The organism is Pseudomonas guariconensis (genome assembly GCF_900102675.1).
GTDB classification, from domain to species: domain Bacteria; phylum Pseudomonadota; class Gammaproteobacteria; order Pseudomonadales; family Pseudomonadaceae; genus Aquipseudomonas; species Aquipseudomonas guariconensis.
Window position 1 is genome coordinate 23,094 of record NZ_FMYX01000012.1, and the last position, 18,191, is coordinate 41,284.

Consider the following 18,191-nt stretch of genomic DNA (forward strand, 5'->3'; position numbering starts at 1 on the left):
GTGAAGCAAACCATCAATGGGCTTCGGCAATCGGATCGAGCGCGCGGGCGTGCTCCACCTCCCAGCCAAGCGGTACCACATCGCCCACAGCCAGGGCCGGGTCGAGTTCGGCGATCGGCTGCTTCACGAAGAAGTCACCCTTGCCGCAGACTTCCAGGCGAACCCGCACGTGGTCGCCCAGGTAGATGAATTCGGCTACGCGGCCGGAGAAGCGATTGACGCAACTTTCGCTGTGGCCGTTGAGGCGCACGCGCTCGGGGCGGATCGACAAGGTCACAGGATCACCCGCCTCGCCGACGTTCACCGCCAAGGCCTCGACCCGCTCCCCACGGGCCAGCTGAACCTGGCAGCGTTCGCCATCACGGGACAGCAAGGTGCCGTTGAGGCGATTGTTCTCGCCGATGAAGTTGGCCACGAAGGTATTGCGCGGCTCTTCGTAGAGGGTGCGCGGCGGGGCGATCTGCTGGATCTCGCCTTGGTGGAATACCGCTACCCGGTCGGACATGGTCAGCGCCTCGCCCTGGTCGTGGGTCACGTAGACCACGGTCACGCCCAGACGCTGGTGGATGTGCTTGATCTCCATCTGCATGTGTTCACGCAGCTGTTTGTCCAGCGCGCCGAGCGGTTCGTCCATCAACACCAATTGCGGCTCGAACACCAGTGCGCGGGCCAGGGCCACACGCTGCTGCTGGCCACCGGATAACTGGCCCGGGTAGCGCTTGGCGAAAGCATCGAGCTGGACCATCGTCAGCACGCGCTTGACCCGCTCGCTGATGTCGGTCTTGCTGAGGTTGCGCACGGTCAGAGGAAACGCCAGGTTCTCCTCCACGGTCATGTGCGGGAACAGCGCGTAGTTCTGGAACACCATGCCGATGTCACGCTTGTGCGGCGGCACGTTGTTGATCGAGCGCCCGGCCAGCTGGATTTCACCCGCGGTAGGAGTCTCGAAACCGGCCAGCATCATCAGGCTGGTGGTCTTGCCCGAGCCGGACGGACCGAGCAGGGTCAGGAACTCACCCTTGCGGATGTCCAGGTTGAGGTCTTTGACGATCAGCGATTCGCCGTCGTAGCTTTTCTGCACACCGCGGAAGCTGACCAGGATCTCGCCGGTGGCAGCGTTCGAATTCGCCTCGCTCATGCCTGCACCTTCTTGTTGGAATGACTGCGTAGGCAAAGACTAGAGAAGGCGCAAGCCCGGGAAAATCGGGGGTGCTGAGAGAATGCCATCATCCGGATGGAAGATTTGTTGTAGGGCGATCCCTACAAGAGTGGCGGGATTGGGACAGTGCGCCAGCCCAGCATCCCCCGCTCTGGGAGCGGCTATACCCCCGACGAGATCAGCCCAGGCAACGCGAATCGCAGGCCCAGCCCTTTCATGGGCAAACCCGCTCCCACAAGCGAAGGGCCGGGCATAAGAGCACAGCTGTCGCAACCAGAACACTCACACCAGCTTGTGCTCCATCGCGTACTTCACCAGCTCCGCCAGGGAGTTCACCTTGAGCTTCTGCATCAAGCGCGCCTTGTGGGTGCTGATGGTCTTGCTCGAGAGCGCCAGCTGCTGGGCGATATCGTTGACGTTGGCGCCTTGGGCAAGGCGTTCGAATACCGAGAACTCGCGCTCCGACAGCAGCGTATGCAAGGGCCGGGTCTCGGTCAGACCGACCTCGAAGACCATGCGGTCCGCCAGCGCCGGGTCGATGTAGCGTCCGCCAGCGGCCACCCGCCGGATAGCGGTGAGCAGTAGGGCCGGGTCGCTGTCCTTGGTGGCATAGCCTGCGGCGCCGGCCTTCAGGGCTCGGGCGGCCATCTGCGCTTCGTCATGCATGGACAGCATCAGGATCGAGGGCGGGTTGTGCTGCGCCCGGATACGCGGGATCGCCTCCAGGCCGTTCACCCCAGGCATGGAAATATCCAGCAGCACCACCTCACAGGGCGTATGACGCAGGGTCTCGAGCAGTTGCTCGCCGTTGCCGGCTTCGCCCACCACCTGCATGTCCTTGGCCAGGCCGATCAGCTGTTTGATGCCCTCGCGGACAATCGTGTGGTCTTCGGCCACTAGCACGCGTATCACAGTCGTTCTCCCCTACCCCAACGGAATGGTCACACTCAGGCTACAACCTTCACCCGGCTCGCTGTCCAGCGTCATGCCGCCGCCCAGCATCAGGACCCGCTCGCGCACGCCCACCAGGCCGAAGGACGTTGGCCTGGCCTGATCGCAGCTGAACCCCACACCATCGTCGATGACCGTCATGCGCAGACAGCCCTCCTCGCGCGCCAGCTCGATCTGCACGGTATGGGCCTGGGCGTGGCGCATGACATTGGTCAGTGCCTCCTGCAGGATCCGGAACAGGCCGGTGGCCTTGGCGTCACTCAATGCTGGCAGATTGTCCGGCACCTGGACCAGACAGGGAATCTGCGTACGCGCCTCGAAGCGCCGTGCCTGCCATTCGATGGCCGAGGCGATGCCGGCATCGAGGATCGGCGGACGCAAGGCCGTGGCCACGTCGCGCACCAGCTGGAACAACTGCGCGATCAGGCGCTTCATGCTGTCCAGACGCTCATTCAGGCCAGGGTCGAGTTGGGCATAGGCCAGCTCGCACATGGACACTTCGAGCTTGAGCACGGTGAGCATCTGCCCCAGTTCATCATGGACTTCCCGGGCAATCCGCGCTTTTTCCTCTTCACGCACGCTCTCCAAGTGCGCCGAGAGCTCACGTAACTGCTCCTGGGACCGCGCCAGCTCCAGCTCGACCCGCTTGCTCTGGGTGATGTCCCAGACAATGCCGTCCCACACCACCCGGCCGTCGGCCAGGCGCCGGGTGCTGGCCTTGATGTCGGCCCAGCGCTGTTCGCCCTGACGGGTGAGGATCCGCCCCTGCCAGGACCAGTCTTGGTCGGTGGCCAGTGCCAAGTCCTGGACCCGGTGGTAATCGGCACGGTCCTCGGGATGGACCAAGTTGCGAAGGCCCATATCCGGATGCTGGATCTGGGCTGGCGCATAGCCAACCAGCGCTTCGCTGCCCTCACTGATGTACGGAAACTCCAGATCACCTTCGGCCGGATCGCGCTCCAGACGGAACACCAGCCCAGGGACGTTGCCTGCGATGCCCTTGAGCCGGGCGTCGCTTTCGCGCAACGCCGCCAGGGCGCGGCGGCGCTCGGTAATGTCGGTGATGAACATCACCAGGTACTCGGCATCGCGAAAACGCAGAAAGCTCAGCGACAGCTCCACCGGTAACAGGCTGCCGTCGCTGCGCAGGCATTGGGTCTCGAACGGCTCGACCCCTCCATCGCCGGTGCGCACGCGTTTCCACAACTGCAACCAGCGGTCCATGTGCAGGTTGGGCTCGAAGTCGATCAGCGGCAGGTCCAACAACTCGCCCTCACCCCTGCCGAGCATGCGCTCGGCGGCGTGGTTGGCGTAGCGCACATGGCTGTCCCAGTTGACCCAGAGAATGCCGACCGTGCTCTGGTCGATGGAAAACTGGCTCAGGCGCAGCGCCTCTTCGCGCGTCTGGCGTTCGGCCAGGGTTTCCCGCGTGGCCAGCAGGTTGCGCTCAAGCTGGTGCTGCTGACGCCGTTGCCAGAGCAGCGTGACCACTGCACAGATGAGCAACAGGCCGAACAACGACGCCAGGTTCTGCCAGAATCCTGCGGTGTCGCTCAGCCGTGGGTATTTCGGTTGCAGCCAGCGCTGGTGCAGCTGTTCCAGCTCCTTGGCAGGAATGGCCTGCAAGCCGCGCTCCAGGACATCGGCCAGGATCGGCCAGTCGCGCCGCGAGCCGACCCGAAGCAGTTGCGGCAGGCCAATGTCACCGACCACCGCCAGTTCGCCGAACTCGCTTTCCCGAGACAACCCGCTCAGGCGTGCTTCATCCATGACCGCGAAACTGGCCTGGCCACCCAGCACCAATTGCAGGGCCTGGCGCTCGTTGGGCACGCCCTGCAGGTTGAGGTTGACGTAGTTGGCCCGCAGGTAATCGGCCAAGGCGCTGGGCATGCGCACCGCCACCCGGTCGTTGGCGCCCAGGTTTTCCAGCTCGACCGCCACCGCTCCGGTGCGCAGCCCGACGACCATTTGCGGCACACGCATGTAGGGATCGCTGAACGACCAGAGGCGCAAGCTGGCCGGGGTCTGGGTCAGACCGGGCGCGAAATCGATCTCACCGGCTTGCAGGGCATGTTCGAGTGCTGCCTGATCCGGGAAGTTGCGCCACGTCAGGTCCAGCCTGAGCAGCCGCGCCAGCGCATTCACGATCTCGACATTGGCACCATAGAACTGCTGCAGCCGACGATCGAACTGGGCATAGGGTGCCTGCAGCACCAGGCCGACCCGCAGGTTGCGATGGTCATCCAGCCATTGCTGCTGAGCCGGCTCCAACACCACCGAAGGCTCAGGCGCGGGCCTTGCCAAGGCGATCAAGGGCAGCAGCAACCAGCCGATAACCAACAGGCAACGCATTCGCTTCATCTACACGCTCGTCTGGGCAAGGACGGCCGATGCGCATGGCCGTCACGGACAAATACTATTAGGCTGCCGGTATCATTCTGGCCTTGGGTTGATTCATGTTCACACTTTATCGCACGACGCTGGCCATTTGCTGCCTGGCCACGATCCTACCGCTCGGCACACAGGCCGCCGAACCTCAAACACCTCCCGCCGCCGCAGAGTCGCCCACGGCGCCCGCACCTCGCCCACCCCTGGCCGAACGCAGCCAGGAAGATGCCCAGGCGCTCGAACGTACCGTGCCCAAGGCCGAACAGCAAACCTTGCAGGCGGGCGCCGAAAGCTTCCTCGCTTTGTGGAAGCCGGCCAACGATGCCGACCCCAAGGGCGCTGTGATCATCGTCCCGGGTGCCGGTGAAAACGCCGACTGGCCCAATGCTGTCGGGCCGCTGCGGCGCAAGTTTCCCGATGTCGGCTGGCACAGCTTGAGCATCAGCCTGCCGGACCTTGTCAGCGAGAGCCCGCAGCCGCGAGCCGAGAGCAAGCCTGCCCCTGAACCTGAAAAGGGCGAAGGCGAGTCGGCGCCCGCCAAGGACACGCCGGAAGATGCCAACGCCAACGTTGCCCAGGCCACGGCCGCCGAAGCCGATGCGGCCGACAGCACCGATGCCAAGGAAGCCGCCGAGCAAAACGATCCGGCCGATGCCGAGCGCATCTTCGCCCGCCTCGACGCCGCAGTGGCTTTTGCCCAGCAGCACAATGCGCGCAGCATCGCCCTGGTCGGCCATGGCAGCGGCGCTTATTGGGCCGCGCGTTACCTCAGCGAGCGACAGCCGCCACAGGTGCAAAAGCTGGTGATGATCGCCGCGCAGACACCGGCCCAGGTGGAACAGGACCTCGAAGCTCTGGCGCCCACCGTGAAGGTGCCGACCGCCGACGTCTACTACAGCACGCAGCCGCGTGACCGCCGTGCTGCCGAGCAGCGCCTGCAGGCCAGCAAGCGGCAGAAGGACAGCCAGTATCGGCAGCTGTCGCTGATTGCCATGCCGGGGAATGCGGCGGCGCAGCAGGAGCAGCTGTTCCGCCGGGTACGTGGGTGGCTGATGCCTCAGGAGTGATCGGAGGGGCTGCCTTGCAGCCCATCGCGGCCGCGCGCCCGCCCCAGGTCAGAGGCGTCAAAGCCCGCGCCGCTTGCGCACCAGGGCATAGGCCTGGTGCAGCTCACGGGTGCGCTCGGTCGCCTCGCGCACTTGCGCGTCGCTGGCCCCGCTGCCGGCGAGCTTGTCCGGATGATGCTTGCTGACCAGCCGGCGATAGGCTTGTTTGACGTGCTCGATCTCGCTGTCCGCCTCGACCCCGAGTAGGCGCAGGGCTGCTGCGTAGGTCAACACGGCGCCCTCCGGAGCCGCCTTGCGCGGTTCGTATTCAAGAGCCAGCGCCTGGATCTGAGTCCGCGACAGGCCTAGCCGGCGCCCCCACTCCAGCAGCAGCTCGCGCTCACGCATCCCCGCCTTGCCATCCGCCCAGACCATCCGCCAGCAGGCGCGTAGGGTGCCTTCAGCGGCATGGGGCTGTTGCTTGATCCGCTGCAAATAGCGCCCCACACGCACCTTGCCCGACTTGCCACGATTGAAGGCGGCGATTGCCCGTAACCGAGCCGGCTCAGCCATATCCAGACGGGTCATTTCCTGGCGGGCCTGCTGGAGGTGCCCATCCACGACACGGCCATCGCTCTTGGCCAGTCGCCCGAGCAGGACGAATAGCAGTTCCTCGTCACGCAATGCCGGGCGTCCACCCAGACGCTCACGCAGGTCTTCCCAGCCCTCCAGACGCAGGCGCCGGTCCATGGCCTGGCCAAGCAAGGCCCCGAGCAACGCACCGGGGATGCTGGCCACGGCGAAACCGGCGCCGGCACCTATCAATGTGCTTGGCCACCACATATCAAACGCGCTCGCCGATCAAACGCTCGACCTCGGCCAGGCGCTCTAGGGTGCCGACATCGACCCAGCGCCCCTGGAAGTGCTCACCGCTCACCCGCCCCTCGGCCATTGCATGGCGCAGCAATGGCGCGAGCTTGAACGCGCCGGGCTCACAGCCTTCGAACAATGCAGGATCGAGTACGGAGATGCCGCTGAAGGTCAGGGTGCCAGGTGCCTCGTCGCCATCGACAACCGAATCGCCATCCAGACGAAAGTCACCACGGCCGTGATGGCCTGGATTGTCGACCAGTACCAGGTGCGCAAGCCCCCTCATGGGCACGCGCAGCCGGGCGAAGTCGTAGTCGGTCCAGATATCGCCATTGACCAGCAGAAACGGCGCATCGCCCAACAACGGCAGCGCCTTGAAGATCCCGCCGCCGGTTTCCAGCGGTTCGCCCTCGGGCGAGTAGCGAATGTGCAGGCCGAACCGGGCACCGTCGCCCAGGTGATCCTCGATCTGCTGGCCCAGCCAGGCGTGGTTGATCACCACCTCGGTGAAGCCCGCCTTGGCCAGCGCCTGCAGGTGATATTCGATCAATGGCTGGCCTGCCACTGGCACCAGTGGCTTGGGAGTATGCAAGGTCAGGGGGCGCATGCGCTCGCCCTTGCCCGCTGCCAGGATCATAGCCTTCATGAACGCGCTCCGGCCTTCAGCTCGGCGATCAGTTGCCCCAGTTCGGCCAGCTCGGGACGACGGCTGATCACTTCATCTATATAGGCGAAGAATCGCGGCACGTCAGACAGATATCGCGGCTTGCCGTCGCGGTGGCAGATACGGGCGAAGATGCCGATGACCTTCAGGTGACGCTGCACGCCCATCAGGTCACTGGCGCGGTGGAAGTCCTCGAAGTCGGCCTGCACGGGGATGCCGGCCGCTTGGGCTTTCTGCCAGTAATCGCGTAGCCAGCCCTCGACTCGCAGCTGGGGCCAACTGACGAACGCGTCTTTGAACAGGCAGGTGATGTCATAGGTCACCGGGCCGTAGACGGCGTCCTGGAAGTCCAGCACGCCAGGGTTCGGTGTGCTCTGCATCAGGTTGCGCGGCATATAGTCGCGATGCACCAGGACTTTGGGCTGGGCCAGGGCACTGTCGATCAGCAACTGACTCACCCGCTGCCAGGTCGCCTGCTGCGAATCGGTGAACGCCAGGCCCAGCTCGCGCCCGACGTACCATTCGGGGAACAGCTCCACTTCGCGGCGCAGCAGGGCGACATCGTAGCTGGGCAACGGCGCGTCCATCGGCAGGCGCTGGAAGGCCAGCAAGGCGTCGATGGCATCGGCGAACAGGGCATCGGCATTGCCGGCATCGATGACATCCAGGTAGGTCTGACGGCCCAGATCCCCCAGCAACAGGAAGCCACGCTCCAGATCCTGGGCGTGGATGGCCGGCACGTGCACGCCGGCCCTGGCCAGTAGATGATCGATGTCGACGAAGGGCCGGCAATTCTCTTGTGGCGGCGGCGCATCCATGATCACGAAGCTGCGTGCGCCCCCCTGCCAGCGGAAGTAGCGACGGAAGCTCGCGTCGCTGCTGGCGGCGGTCAGGGCGCCTTCTGGCACCTCGCCCCAGGCGTTTTCACGGAAAAGACGGTCAAGCTGCTCATCGAGCCAAGCGGTCAGTTGTTGCAGGCGTACATCGTGATCGGGCATTACAAGGGTCTCCGACGGCCCTAGCCGTCAAGCGGGTCATGCTTTATTATCCAGCATCTTTTTCAGACCATCGAGAGGCGTGCGGCCCCACACGCGGGCAGATGGCACGCAGGAAGCCCGGACTAATAAGATGGCATTGAAATCCCCCGCGTTTCGTAGAAAGTTTCCGTTGCTGGTGACTGGCGGTCTGCTGGCTCTGCAACCTCTGGCCACGTCATACGTGGTGGCAGCCGAGCAGTTCGACTGCCAAGTGTCCGCCTCCGGTGGTTGGGACTGCAAGCCCAAGACCACGGCCAACAACCTGCCGCCGCGCCCAGTGCATGAAGGCGCCGCGCTGAGCTCGGGCGGTGACGCCCAGGTCGCCGAGACCGACGCCGATGGCGAACCCAAGCCGGTGCTGGTCACCGAGAGCAAGGGCCGCGGCCTGAAGTCGCGTAGCGAAGACTACAGCCACCTTGACTGGGTTCCCCGCGACAAACTCACCGCCGCCCAATTGGCTGAGACCGGTCCGTACTGCGGTGGCGCCTACATCGAGCCGTCGCGTCCTGGCATGGATGACACCACGCCCAAGGACGAAGCGCCGACCTACCTGAACGCCAAGGTCTCCCGCTACCAGCAGGAGCAGCAGATCGCCACCCTCGCCGGTGACGTGGTCATGCGCCAGGGCAGCATGCAGGTCCAGGCCGACGAGGCCAACCTGTACCAGGCCGAGAACCGCGGCGAGCTCAAGGGCAACGTCAAGCTGCGCGACAATGGCTCGCTGGTCGTCGGCGACCAGGCCGAAATCCAGCTGGATACCGGCGAGGCCAAGGTCGACAACGCCGAATACGTGATGCACAAGTCGCACATTCGCGGCAACGCGCTGTACGCCAAGCGTGGCGAAAACGCCATCATCCGCCTCAAGGACGGTACCTACACCACCTGTGAGCCGGGCAGCAACGCATGGCAGCTCAAGGGCAACAACATCACCCTGAACCCGGCCACCGGCTTCGGTACCGCGACCAACGTCACCCTGCGGGTCAAGGATTTCCCGGTGTTCTATACACCGTACATCTACTTCCCGATCGACGACCGTCGCCAGTCCGGCTTCCTGCCGCCGTCGTTCAGCACCAGCAGCGACACCGGCTTCATGCTGGTCACACCGTACTACTTCAACCTGGCGCCAAACTACGACGCCACGCTGTACCCGCGCTACATGGCCAAACGCGGCATGTTGATGGAAGGCGAATTCCGCTACCTCACCAAGTCCAGCGAAGGCCAGTTCGGTGCTGCGTACCTGAACGACAAGAACGACGATCGTAAAGATCAGACCGACTACAAAGAACAGCGCTGGATGTACAACTGGCAGCACAAGGGCGGGCTGGATTCGCGCTTGATGAGCGAGGTTGACTACACCGACATCAGCGACCCGTTCTACTTCCAGGATCTCGATACCGGCCAGGAAGGCATCAAGAGCCGTGACGTGGTCAACCAGCAAGGTGCATTGACCTATCGCGGTGATAGCTACCGGGCACGCCTGAACATGCAGGCGTACGAAATGGCGACCATTTCCCAGATCACGCCATACGACAAGTTGCCACAGATCACGCTCAACGGCATGTTGCCCTACCACCCGAGCGGATTTGACTTCACTTACGATACCGAGGCAGTCCGCTTCGAACGCGACCTGAAGAACGACACCGTGTTCAACGAGGACGGCGAGCTGGATACCTCTGCCGGCCCCGATGGGCGCAGGCTCGACGAAAACGTCTTCGGGATCGCCCGGTCCAACGGCACCCGCTTGAACCTTGCGCCGGCGATCAGCCTGCCTATGAAGGCCAGCTACGGCTTCCTGACGCCGAAGCTCAAGTACGTCTATACCCACTACGACCTTGACCTGGACGGCAAGGGCAAGAATGACCTGGCCACCGCGACGCCGGAAGTACGCGACCTGCAAGGCAACTTCTCCAGCTCGCAGGACCGTAGCGTGCCTGTGTTCAGCGTCGACAGCGGCCTGTACTTCGACCGCAATACCCAGTGGTTCGGCAAGAACTACCGTCAGACCCTCGAGCCGCGCCTGTTCTATCTCTATGTCCCTTACAAGGACCAGAAGGACATCCCGGTCTTCGACACCAGCGAAAGCTACTTCAACTACGCCTCGCTGTTCCGTGACAACCGCTTCACCGGCTCCGACCGCATCGGTGACGAGAACAAACTGTCGCTGGGTGTGACCAACCGCTGGATCGAAGAAAACGGCTTCGAACGTCAGCGCTTCAGCATTGGCCAGGCCCTCTACTTCAAAGATCGTGAAGTGCAGATGCCTGGCATCGACTGGCGCACCCGCGATGACGCTCAGTCAGACGTATCGCCCTACGCGCTTGAGTACCAGTATGCCTTCAACCGCGATTGGCGCTTCAACTCCGACTACAACTGGGATCCGGACAGCCGCAAGCCACGCTCAGGTAGCGCCATGTTCCACTACCAGCCTGAGGACAATCCCAACAAGATCGTCAACATCGGCTATCGCTACCGCAACGACCTGATCATCTATGACCAGCTAAGCGGTACCTGGAAGACCGGCGGCGACTACGGCGTTCCAGGCGACCCCAACTACATCAAGAACTATTACAAGATCCAGCAGCACGACTTCTCGGTTATCTGGCCGATCGTGCCGCAATGGAGCGTTATCGCCCGCTGGCAACATGACTACAACCGCAATCGAACGTTGGAAGCCATGGGCGGTTTCGAGTATGACAGCTGCTGCTGGAAGCTGCGCCTGATCAACCGTTACTGGATCGACTACGACGATTTCAGCCAGGCAGTGCCAGATAACGAAAAAGGTGACCACGGCATCTTCCTGCAAGTGGTGCTCAAAGGCCTCGGCGGCGTTGTGGGCAACAAGGTCGAGACGTTCCTCGACGAAGGCATTCAAGGTTACCGTACACGTGAAGACCAAGCTTATTGATCGACTGCGCCCGCTGCTGCTGGGCGCTGCATTGCTGAGTGGCGCGGTGCATGCCGCGGTACAACCTCTGGACCGCGTGGTGGCCATCGTCGACAACGACGTGGTCATGCAAAGCCAACTGGATCAACGCATCCGCGAAGTGCAGCAGACCATCGCCAAGCGCGGCGGCGGCGTGCCCCCGGCCGGAGCCCTGGAGCAGCAAGTGCTGGAGCGCCTGATCGTCGAGAATCTGCAACTGCAGATCGGCGAACGTTCGGGCATCCGCATCACTGACGAAGAGCTCAACCAGGCCATCGGTACCATTGCCCAGCGCAACGGCATGAGCCTCGATCAGTTCCGTGCCGCCCTGGCCCACGATGGCCTGTCGTTCGACGACGCCCGTGACCAGGTCAAGCGCGAGATGATCATCAGCCGCGTGCGCCAACGCCGTGTGGCCGAGCGTATCCAGGTCTCCGAACAGGAAGTGAAGAACTACCTCAACTCCGACCTGGGCAAGATGCAACTGTCGGAAGAGTACCGCCTGGCCAACATCCTGATCCCGACCCCGGAAAGCGCCAACTCCGAGGCAATCCAGGCGGCCGCCCGCCAAGCCGGTGACGTTTACCAGCAGCTCAAGCAAGGTGCGGACTTCGGCCAGATGGCCATCGCCCGCTCCGCCAGCGAGAACGCCCTGGAAGGCGGTGAGATGGGCTGGCGTAAAGCCGGCCAACTGCCGCCTGATTTCGCCAAGATGTTGAGCAGCATGGCCGACGGCGATATCACCCAGCCAATCCGCATCCCCAACGGCTTCATTATCCTCAAGCTCGAGGAAAAGCGTGGCGGCAATGCCAGCGTGCTGCGTGACGAAGTCCATGTTCGCCATATCCTGATCAAGCCAAGCGAGATCCGCAGCGATGCGGCCACCGAGCAACTGGCCGAGCGCCTGTATGAGCGCATCAAGAACGGCGAAGACTTCGGCGAGCTGGCCAAGAGCTTCTCGGAAGACCCAGGTTCGGCCCTCAACGGTGGCGACCTCAACTGGGTTGACCCCAACAGCCTGGTGCCGGAGTTCCGCGAACAGATGGCCAACGCCCCCCAGGGCGAAGTGACCCGTCCGTTCCGTACCCAGTACGGCTGGCACGTACTGGAAGTGCTGGGCCGCCGCGCTACCGACAGCACCGAGCAAGCGCGTGAACAGCAGGCCCTGAGTGTGCTGCGCAACCGTAAGTACGATGAAGAGCTGCAGACTTGGCTGCGTCAGATCCGCGACGAAGCCTACGTTGAAATCAAGCTGCCTGGCGCCGACCAGGCCGCCCAGTGAAGCCCCTGCGCTTCGCCGTCACGCCCGGCGAGCCGGCCGGCATAGGCCCAGACCTGTGCCTGCTGCTGGCCGCCGAGGCTCAGCCTCATCCCTTGATCGCCATCACCAGCCGTGACCTGCTCGCCGAGCGGGCCACGCAGCTGGGGCTGGCTGTCAATCTGCTACCGGTCATCCAAGGCGCCTGGCCCGACCAACCCGCCCCCGCCGGCAGCCTGTATGTCTGGGATACGCCATTGGCCACCCCGGTTGTACCCGGGCAGTTGGACAAGGCTAATGCCGCGTTCGTGCTGCAGACCTTGACCCGCGCTGGCCAAGGCTGTCTGGATGGGCATTTCGCCGGCATGATCACCGCACCGGTGCACAAGGGCGTGATCAATGAAAGCGGCATCGCTTTCTCCGGCCATACCGAATTTTTGGCTGACCTTACCCACACCAACCAGGTGGTGATGATGCTGGCCACCCATGGATTGCGCGTGGCGCTGGTGACTACCCACCTGCCCCTACGTGACGTCGCCGACGCCATCACCGACGAGCGCCTGGAGCGGGTCACGCGGATCCTGCATGCCGACCTGCGCGACAAGTTCGGTATCGCCCAGCCCCGCATCCTGGTTTGCGGTCTCAACCCGCATGCCGGCGAAGGCGGTCACCTGGGCCGCGAAGAAATCGACATCATCGAGCCCGCCTTGCAGCGCCTACGCAGCCAAGGCATGGACCTGCGTGGTCCGCTACCGGCCGATACCCTGTTTACCCCCAAATATCTGGAGCACTGCGATGCGGTGCTGGCGATGTACCACGACCAGGGCCTGCCGGTACTCAAGTACAAAGGCTTTGGCGCCGCAGTCAACGTGACCTTGGGCTTGCCGATCATCCGCACGTCGGTCGACCACGGCACCGCCCTGGACCTGGCTGGCACCGGCAAAGTCGACACCGGCAGCCTGCGTGTCGCCCTGGAAACCGCCTACCAGATGGCCGAGAACCGACCATGACCGAGCAATACCAACACCGGGCGCGCAAGCGCTTCGGCCAGAACTTCCTGCACGACGCCGGCATCATCGACCGCATCCTGCGTGCCATCAATGCCAAACCCGGCGAGCATCTGCTGGAAATCGGCCCGGGCCAAGGCGCCCTGACCGAAGGCCTGCTGGGCAGCGGCGCCCAACTGGACGTCGTCGAGCTGGACAAGGACCTTGTGCCGATTCTCCAGCACAAGTTTGCAGACCGGGACAACTTCCGCCTGCACCAGGGCGATGCCTTGAAGTTCGACTTCAATCAGTTGGGCGTGCCTGAGCGCAGCCTCAAGGTGGTGGGCAACCTGCCCTACAACATCTCCACCCCGCTGATCTTCCACCTCTTGGAACACGCCAACCTGATCCGCGACATGCACTTCATGCTGCAAAAGGAAGTGGTCGAGCGTTTGGCCGCCGGCCCAGGAGGCGGCGACTGGGGCCGCCTGTCGATCATGGTGCAGTACCACTGCCGCGTGGAACACTTGTTCAACGTCGGCCCTGGCGCCTTCAACCCGCCGCCGAAAGTGGACTCAGCCATCGTCCGCCTGGTTCCGCATGAAACCCTGCCGCACCCGGCCAAGGATCCACGCCTGCTAGAACGCATCGTGCGCGAGGCCTTCAACCAGCGTCGCAAGACCCTTCGCAACACCCTTAAAGGGCTGCTCGACAGCCAGGCCATCGAGGCAGCGGGTGTCGATGGCAGCCTGCGTCCAGAACAACTGGATCTCGCGGCGTTCGTACGCCTGGCCGACAAGCTGGCCGAGCAGCCAAGCGCCAGCTAAGCACACGCCATTGGTGTGGCCCCATCGCGCAGACAAACCCGCGATGGGGCCGATAATGTCTACAAGCGACGCCAGGCCCTGCATAACTGGCCTCAAGCCCCGTCCATGGCCTAGACTGCAACCATTGCAGTATTTGCGTCCGCTCGTCCAAGGCCTTTGCATGTCAGACCCCCGCTATCAGATCGACGTCAGCGTCGTGACCCGTTACCTCAAAGAACAATCCGATCCCGACAACGACCGCTTTGCCTTCGCCTACACCATCACTGTGCAAAACAACGGCACGCTCAAGGCCCGCCTGGTCTCACGCCACTGGCTGATCACCAACGGTGACGGGGAAGTCGAAGAGGTTCGCGGGGCGGGTGTGGTCGGCCAGCAACCGCTCATCGAGCCAGGCGACAGCCACACCTACAGCAGCGGCGCGGTGCTCACGACCCGTGTCGGTACCATGCAGGGCAGCTACCAGATGTTCGCCGAGGACGGCAAACACTTCGATGCGCCTATCGCGCCGTTCCGCCTGGCCGTGCCTGGAGCATTGCACTGATGGCGGTGTACGCGGTCGGCGACCTGCAGGGCTGCCTGCAGCCGCTCAAGTGCTTGCTCGAACGCGTGCACTTCAACCCCGCCGTGGACCGCCTGTGGCTGGTAGGCGACTTGGTCAACCGCGGCCCCGAGTCCCTCGAGACCCTGCGCTTTCTGTATTCGATCCGCCAGTCGCTGGTGTGTGTGCTGGGCAACCATGACCTGCATCTGCTGGCAGCCTGGTACAACGTCGAGCGCTTGAAGAAGAGCGACACCCTGCGCGAGATCATCGAAGCACCAGACGCCGACCAGCTGTTCGACTGGCTGCGCCAGCAGAAGCTGCTGCACTATGACGAGGCACGCGGTATCGCCATGGTCCACGCCGGCATCCCGCCCCAGTGGACCCTGGGCAAGGCGCTCGAACTGGCGGCCGAAGTGGAGGAAGTGCTGCGCGACGACACTCGCCTGCAGCTCTTTCTCGATGGCATGTACGGCAACGAGCCGAACAAATGGAGCAAGAACCTGACCGGCGTCGAACGCCTGCGGGTCATCACCAACTATTTCACCCGCATGCGCTTTTGCACTGCCGAGGGCAAGCTCGACCTCAAGAGCAAGGAAGGCCTGGACAGCGCCCCCAAGGGCTATAAGCCCTGGTTCGCCCACAAGGACCGCCGCTCACGTCATGTGAAGATCCTCTTCGGCCACTGGGCCGCCCTGGAAGGTCGTGTCGATGTCCCCGATGTCATCGGCCTGGACACCGGATGCGTCTGGGGTGGCGCCATGACGCTGTACAACGTAGACAGCGGCGAATTCCACCGCTGCGAGTGCGCCGACGATGGCACCCCACGCCAATCGGCATAACCGACTAGACTTAACGATCAGCCCCGAAGGAAACCGACCCATGAGCGAATTCAAGCGCATCCCTCCCGAGCAGGCCCTGGCCTTGCGTGAGCAAGGTGCGGTGGTCGTCGACATTCGCGACCCACAGGCGTTTGCTGCCGGCCATATCAGCGGCGCCACACATCTGGATAACCATTCGGTCGCGGAGTTCATCCGCAATGCCGACCTCGATGCACCGACCCTGGTGGTCTGCTACCACGGCAATTCCAGCCAGAGCGCCGCGGCCTATCTGGTGGGCCAGGGCTTTTCCGAGGTGTACAGCCTCGATGGCGGCTTCGAGCTGTGGCGCAACACCTACCCGGCTGAAACCGCTCAAGGCGGCGCCGAATAAAATTTTTCATTTTCCCGCAGCCCGCGCCACGTGCGGGCTTGGGCCTTTCCTGACGAACGGTCGTGAGTATCTTCTCGGCCTCGCGCCCTTGACCTCCCGTATAACCAACTATCCTTAAGCCCAGGCCATCCAAAAAAGGGGAGAGCCGGTACACCGGCGTGCGGGTCATCGGTAGCGTTTCTACGGGTGTTCTGGGGGGTATACAGCAATCGGCCAGCCCGGTTGCATGCCAGCATCATGCTGACTGATCCGGCGTCGGCTCCAACGTATCGAGCGAGGTGACGTCATGAGCATTTTTAGCCACTTCCAACAACGTTTCGAGTCAACCCGCCAGGAAGAATTCTCGCTGCAGGAGTACCTCGAGCTGTGCAAAGAGGATCGCAGTGCCTATGCATCGGCGGCCGAACGGCTGTTGCTGGCCATAGGCGAACCAGAGCTGGTCGATACCTCAACGAATTCCAGGCTGTCGCGAATCTTCTCCAACAAGGTAATAAGGCGCTATCCGGCCTTTGCCGACTTCCACGGCATGGAAGAATGCATCGACCAGATCGTCTCGTACTTCCGCCATGCCGCACAGGGCCTGGAAGAGAAGAAACAGATCCTGTACCTGCTGGGCCCGGTGGGTGGCGGCAAATCGTCCCTGGCCGAGAAGCTCAAGCAGCTTATGGAGAAGGTCCCTTTCTACGCCATCAAGGGCTCCCCGGTGTTCGAATCGCCCCTGGGGCTGTTCAATGCCAGCGAAGACGGCGCCATTCTTGAAGAAGAATTCGGCATCCCGCGCCGCTACTTGAACACCATCATGTCCCCGTGGGCCACCAAGCGCCTGCAGGAGTTCGGCGGCGACATCTCCAAGTTCCGGGTGGTCAAGCTCTATCCTTCCATCCTCAACCAGATCGCCATCGCCAAGACCGAACCAGGCGATGAGAACAACCAGGACATTTCCGCCTTGGTCGGCAAGGTGGATATCCGCAAGCTCGAGGAATTCCCGCAGAACGACGCCGACGCCTACAGTTACTCGGGCGCGCTGTGCCGGGCCAACCAGGGCCTGATGGAGTTCGTCGAGATGTTCAAGGCGCCGATCAAGGTCCTGCACCCGCTGCTCACCGCCACCCAGGAAGGCAACTACAACAGCACCGAAGGCCTCGGAGCGATCCCCTACTCCGGGATTCTGCTGGCCCACTCCAACGAATCGGAATGGCACACCTTCCGCAACAACAAGAATAACGAGGCGTTCATCGACCGGATCTACATCGTCAAGGTGCCGTACTGCCTGCGTGTCAGCGACGAAGTGAAGATCTACGACAAACTGTTGATCAACAGCTCGCTGGCCAAGGCCCACTGCGCACCGGACACCCTCAAGATGCTCGCGCAGTTCACCGTGCTGTCGCGCTTGAAGGAGCCGGAGAACTCCAACATCTACTCGAAGATGCGCGTCTACGACGGTGAGAATCTCAAGGACACCGATCCGAAGGCCAAGTCGATCCAGGAATACCGCGACGCCGCCGGTGTCGATGAAGGCATGAACGGCCTGTCGACCCGCTTCGCCTTCAAGATCCTCTCCAAGGTGTTCAACTTCGATCCGCATGAAATCGCCGCCAACCCGGTGCACCTGCTCTATGTGCTCGAACAGCAGATCGAACAGGAGCAGTTCCCTGCCGAAGTACGCGAGCGTTACCTGCGTTACCTCAAGGAATACCTGGCTCCCCGCTACATCGAGTTCATCGGCAAGGAGATCCAGACCGCTTATCTGGAGTCCTACAGCGAATACGGCCAGAACATCTTCGACCGCTACGTGCTGTACGCCGACTTCTGGATCCAGGACCAGGAGTACCGCGACCCGGAAACCGGCGAGATCCTCAACCGCATTGCCCTCAACGAAGAGCTGGAGAAGATCGAGAAGCCGGCCGGGATCAGCAACCCGAAAGATTTCCGCAACGAGATCGTCAACTTCGTGCTGCGGGCGCGAGCCAACAACAACGGCAAGAACCCCAGCTGGCTGAGCTACGAGAAGCTGCGCGTGGTGATCGAGAAGAAAATGTTCTCCAACACCGAAGACCTGCTGCCGGTCATCAGCTTCAACGCCAAGGCCAGCAAGGAGGATCAACAGAAACACAACGACTTCGTCACCCGGATGGTGGAGCGTGGCTACACCGACAAACAGGTTCGCCTGCTGTCGGAATGGTATCTGCGGGTCAGGAAATCGCAATAAAGCGGCAAGCGACAAGCCGCAAGCTGCAAGCTGTCCGGCGCCAGGCGACGTCTCGCGCCACAGCTTGCAGCAGCGGTGGCTGCTCATTCTTGCAGCTTGAGGCTTGCAGCTGCATCCAGTCAC

15 protein-coding genes are annotated in these 18,191 nt (G+C 62.9%); 9 read left to right on the plus strand and 6 right to left on the minus strand.

The features are described 5' to 3' along the window. Positions 1-13 precede the first annotated feature (13 nt). The 3 genes from BLS27_RS18720 to BLS27_RS18730 all read right to left on the minus strand — a co-directional run bounded on the left by BLS27_RS18720 (position 14) and on the right by BLS27_RS18730 (position 4,471). Positions 14-1,138 carry an ABC transporter ATP-binding protein gene (locus BLS27_RS18720; protein ID WP_043210413.1) on the minus strand — a complete coding sequence of 375 codons (1,125 nt, stop codon included), beginning with the start codon at positions 1,136-1,138 and terminating at the stop codon, positions 14-16. A gap of 303 nt (positions 1,139-1,441) precedes the next feature. Further along, positions 1,442-2,071 carry a response regulator gene (locus BLS27_RS18725; protein ID WP_043210412.1) on the minus strand — a complete coding sequence of 210 codons (630 nt, stop codon included), beginning with the start codon at positions 2,069-2,071 and terminating at the stop codon, positions 1,442-1,444. 12 nt (positions 2,072-2,083) lie between these two features. Continuing rightward, on the minus strand, positions 2,084-4,471 hold the full coding sequence (locus tag BLS27_RS18730; protein ID WP_090346200.1) for a PAS domain-containing sensor histidine kinase: 2,388 nt from the start codon (positions 4,469-4,471) through the stop codon (positions 2,084-2,086). 95 nt (positions 4,472-4,566) lie between these two features. On the opposite strand from BLS27_RS18730, the gene BLS27_RS18735 reads away from it, so the two are divergent. Continuing rightward, positions 4,567-5,565, plus strand: a complete 999-nt coding sequence (locus BLS27_RS18735; RefSeq protein WP_090346203.1) for an alpha/beta hydrolase family protein — start codon at positions 4,567-4,569, stop codon at positions 5,563-5,565. 57 nt (positions 5,566-5,622) lie between these two features. Here BLS27_RS18735 and BLS27_RS18740 read toward each other — a convergent pair whose 3' ends face one another. The 3 genes from BLS27_RS18740 to BLS27_RS18750 are packed head-to-tail and all read right to left on the minus strand — an operon-like array spanning position 5,623 to position 8,076. Further along, entirely contained in the window at positions 5,623-6,387 is a 765-nt protein-coding gene (locus tag BLS27_RS18740; protein WP_090346206.1) for a TerB family tellurite resistance protein, read from the minus strand. A 1-nt stretch (position 6,388) separates the two neighbouring features. Next, positions 6,389-7,060 carry an N-acetylmuramate alpha-1-phosphate uridylyltransferase MurU gene (gene murU / locus BLS27_RS18745; protein WP_070571934.1) on the minus strand — a complete coding sequence of 224 codons (672 nt, stop codon included), beginning with the start codon at positions 7,058-7,060 and terminating at the stop codon, positions 6,389-6,391. Continuing rightward, entirely contained in the window at positions 7,057-8,076 is a 1,020-nt protein-coding gene (locus tag BLS27_RS18750; protein WP_090346209.1) for an aminoglycoside phosphotransferase family protein, read from the minus strand. Before BLS27_RS18750 ends, murU begins: the two co-directional genes overlap by 4 nt. Positions 8,077-8,206: 130 nt before the next feature. Here BLS27_RS18750 and BLS27_RS18755 point away from each other — a divergent pair, with 130 nt between their 5' ends. From BLS27_RS18755 to BLS27_RS18790, 8 genes are all read left to right on the plus strand, one after another. Beyond that, positions 8,207-11,020 (plus strand): LPS-assembly protein LptD, encoded by a 2,814-nt coding sequence (locus BLS27_RS18755; RefSeq protein WP_090346212.1) that lies wholly within the window; start codon positions 8,207-8,209, stop codon positions 11,018-11,020. Next, positions 11,001-12,320, plus strand: a complete 1,320-nt coding sequence (gene surA / locus BLS27_RS18760; protein WP_043210397.1) for a peptidylprolyl isomerase SurA — start codon at positions 11,001-11,003, stop codon at positions 12,318-12,320. The genes BLS27_RS18755 and surA overlap by 20 nt, the downstream gene beginning before the upstream one ends. Further along, positions 12,317-13,306: a 4-hydroxythreonine-4-phosphate dehydrogenase PdxA gene (gene pdxA / locus BLS27_RS18765; protein WP_090346215.1), complete on the plus strand. Its 990-nt coding sequence runs from the start codon at positions 12,317-12,319 to the stop codon at positions 13,304-13,306. The genes surA and pdxA overlap by 4 nt, the downstream gene beginning before the upstream one ends. Further along, positions 13,303-14,109 carry a 16S rRNA (adenine(1518)-N(6)/adenine(1519)-N(6))-dimethyltransferase RsmA gene (gene rsmA / locus BLS27_RS18770; RefSeq protein WP_043210394.1) on the plus strand — a complete coding sequence of 269 codons (807 nt, stop codon included), beginning with the start codon at positions 13,303-13,305 and terminating at the stop codon, positions 14,107-14,109. The genes pdxA and rsmA overlap by 4 nt, the downstream gene beginning before the upstream one ends. A 160-nt stretch (positions 14,110-14,269) precedes the next feature. Continuing rightward, the gene (gene apaG / locus BLS27_RS18775; protein WP_043210391.1) at positions 14,270-14,650 is read left to right on the plus strand and encodes a Co2+/Mg2+ efflux protein ApaG; all 381 of its coding nucleotides are present in this window, start codon (positions 14,270-14,272) and stop codon (positions 14,648-14,650) included. Continuing rightward, positions 14,650-15,489, plus strand: coding sequence for a symmetrical bis(5'-nucleosyl)-tetraphosphatase (locus BLS27_RS18780; protein ID WP_043210389.1), 840 nt, complete (start codon positions 14,650-14,652; stop codon positions 15,487-15,489). Before apaG ends, BLS27_RS18780 begins: the two co-directional genes overlap by 1 nt. Positions 15,490-15,529: 40 nt before the next feature. After that, positions 15,530-15,859, plus strand: coding sequence for a thiosulfate sulfurtransferase GlpE (gene glpE / locus BLS27_RS18785; protein WP_043210386.1), 330 nt, complete (start codon positions 15,530-15,532; stop codon positions 15,857-15,859). Between the two features lie 286 nt (positions 15,860-16,145). Then, positions 16,146-18,068, plus strand: a complete 1,923-nt coding sequence (locus tag BLS27_RS18790) for a PrkA family serine protein kinase (RefSeq protein WP_043210384.1) — start codon at positions 16,146-16,148, stop codon at positions 18,066-18,068. Positions 18,069-18,191: the final 123 nt, after the last annotated feature.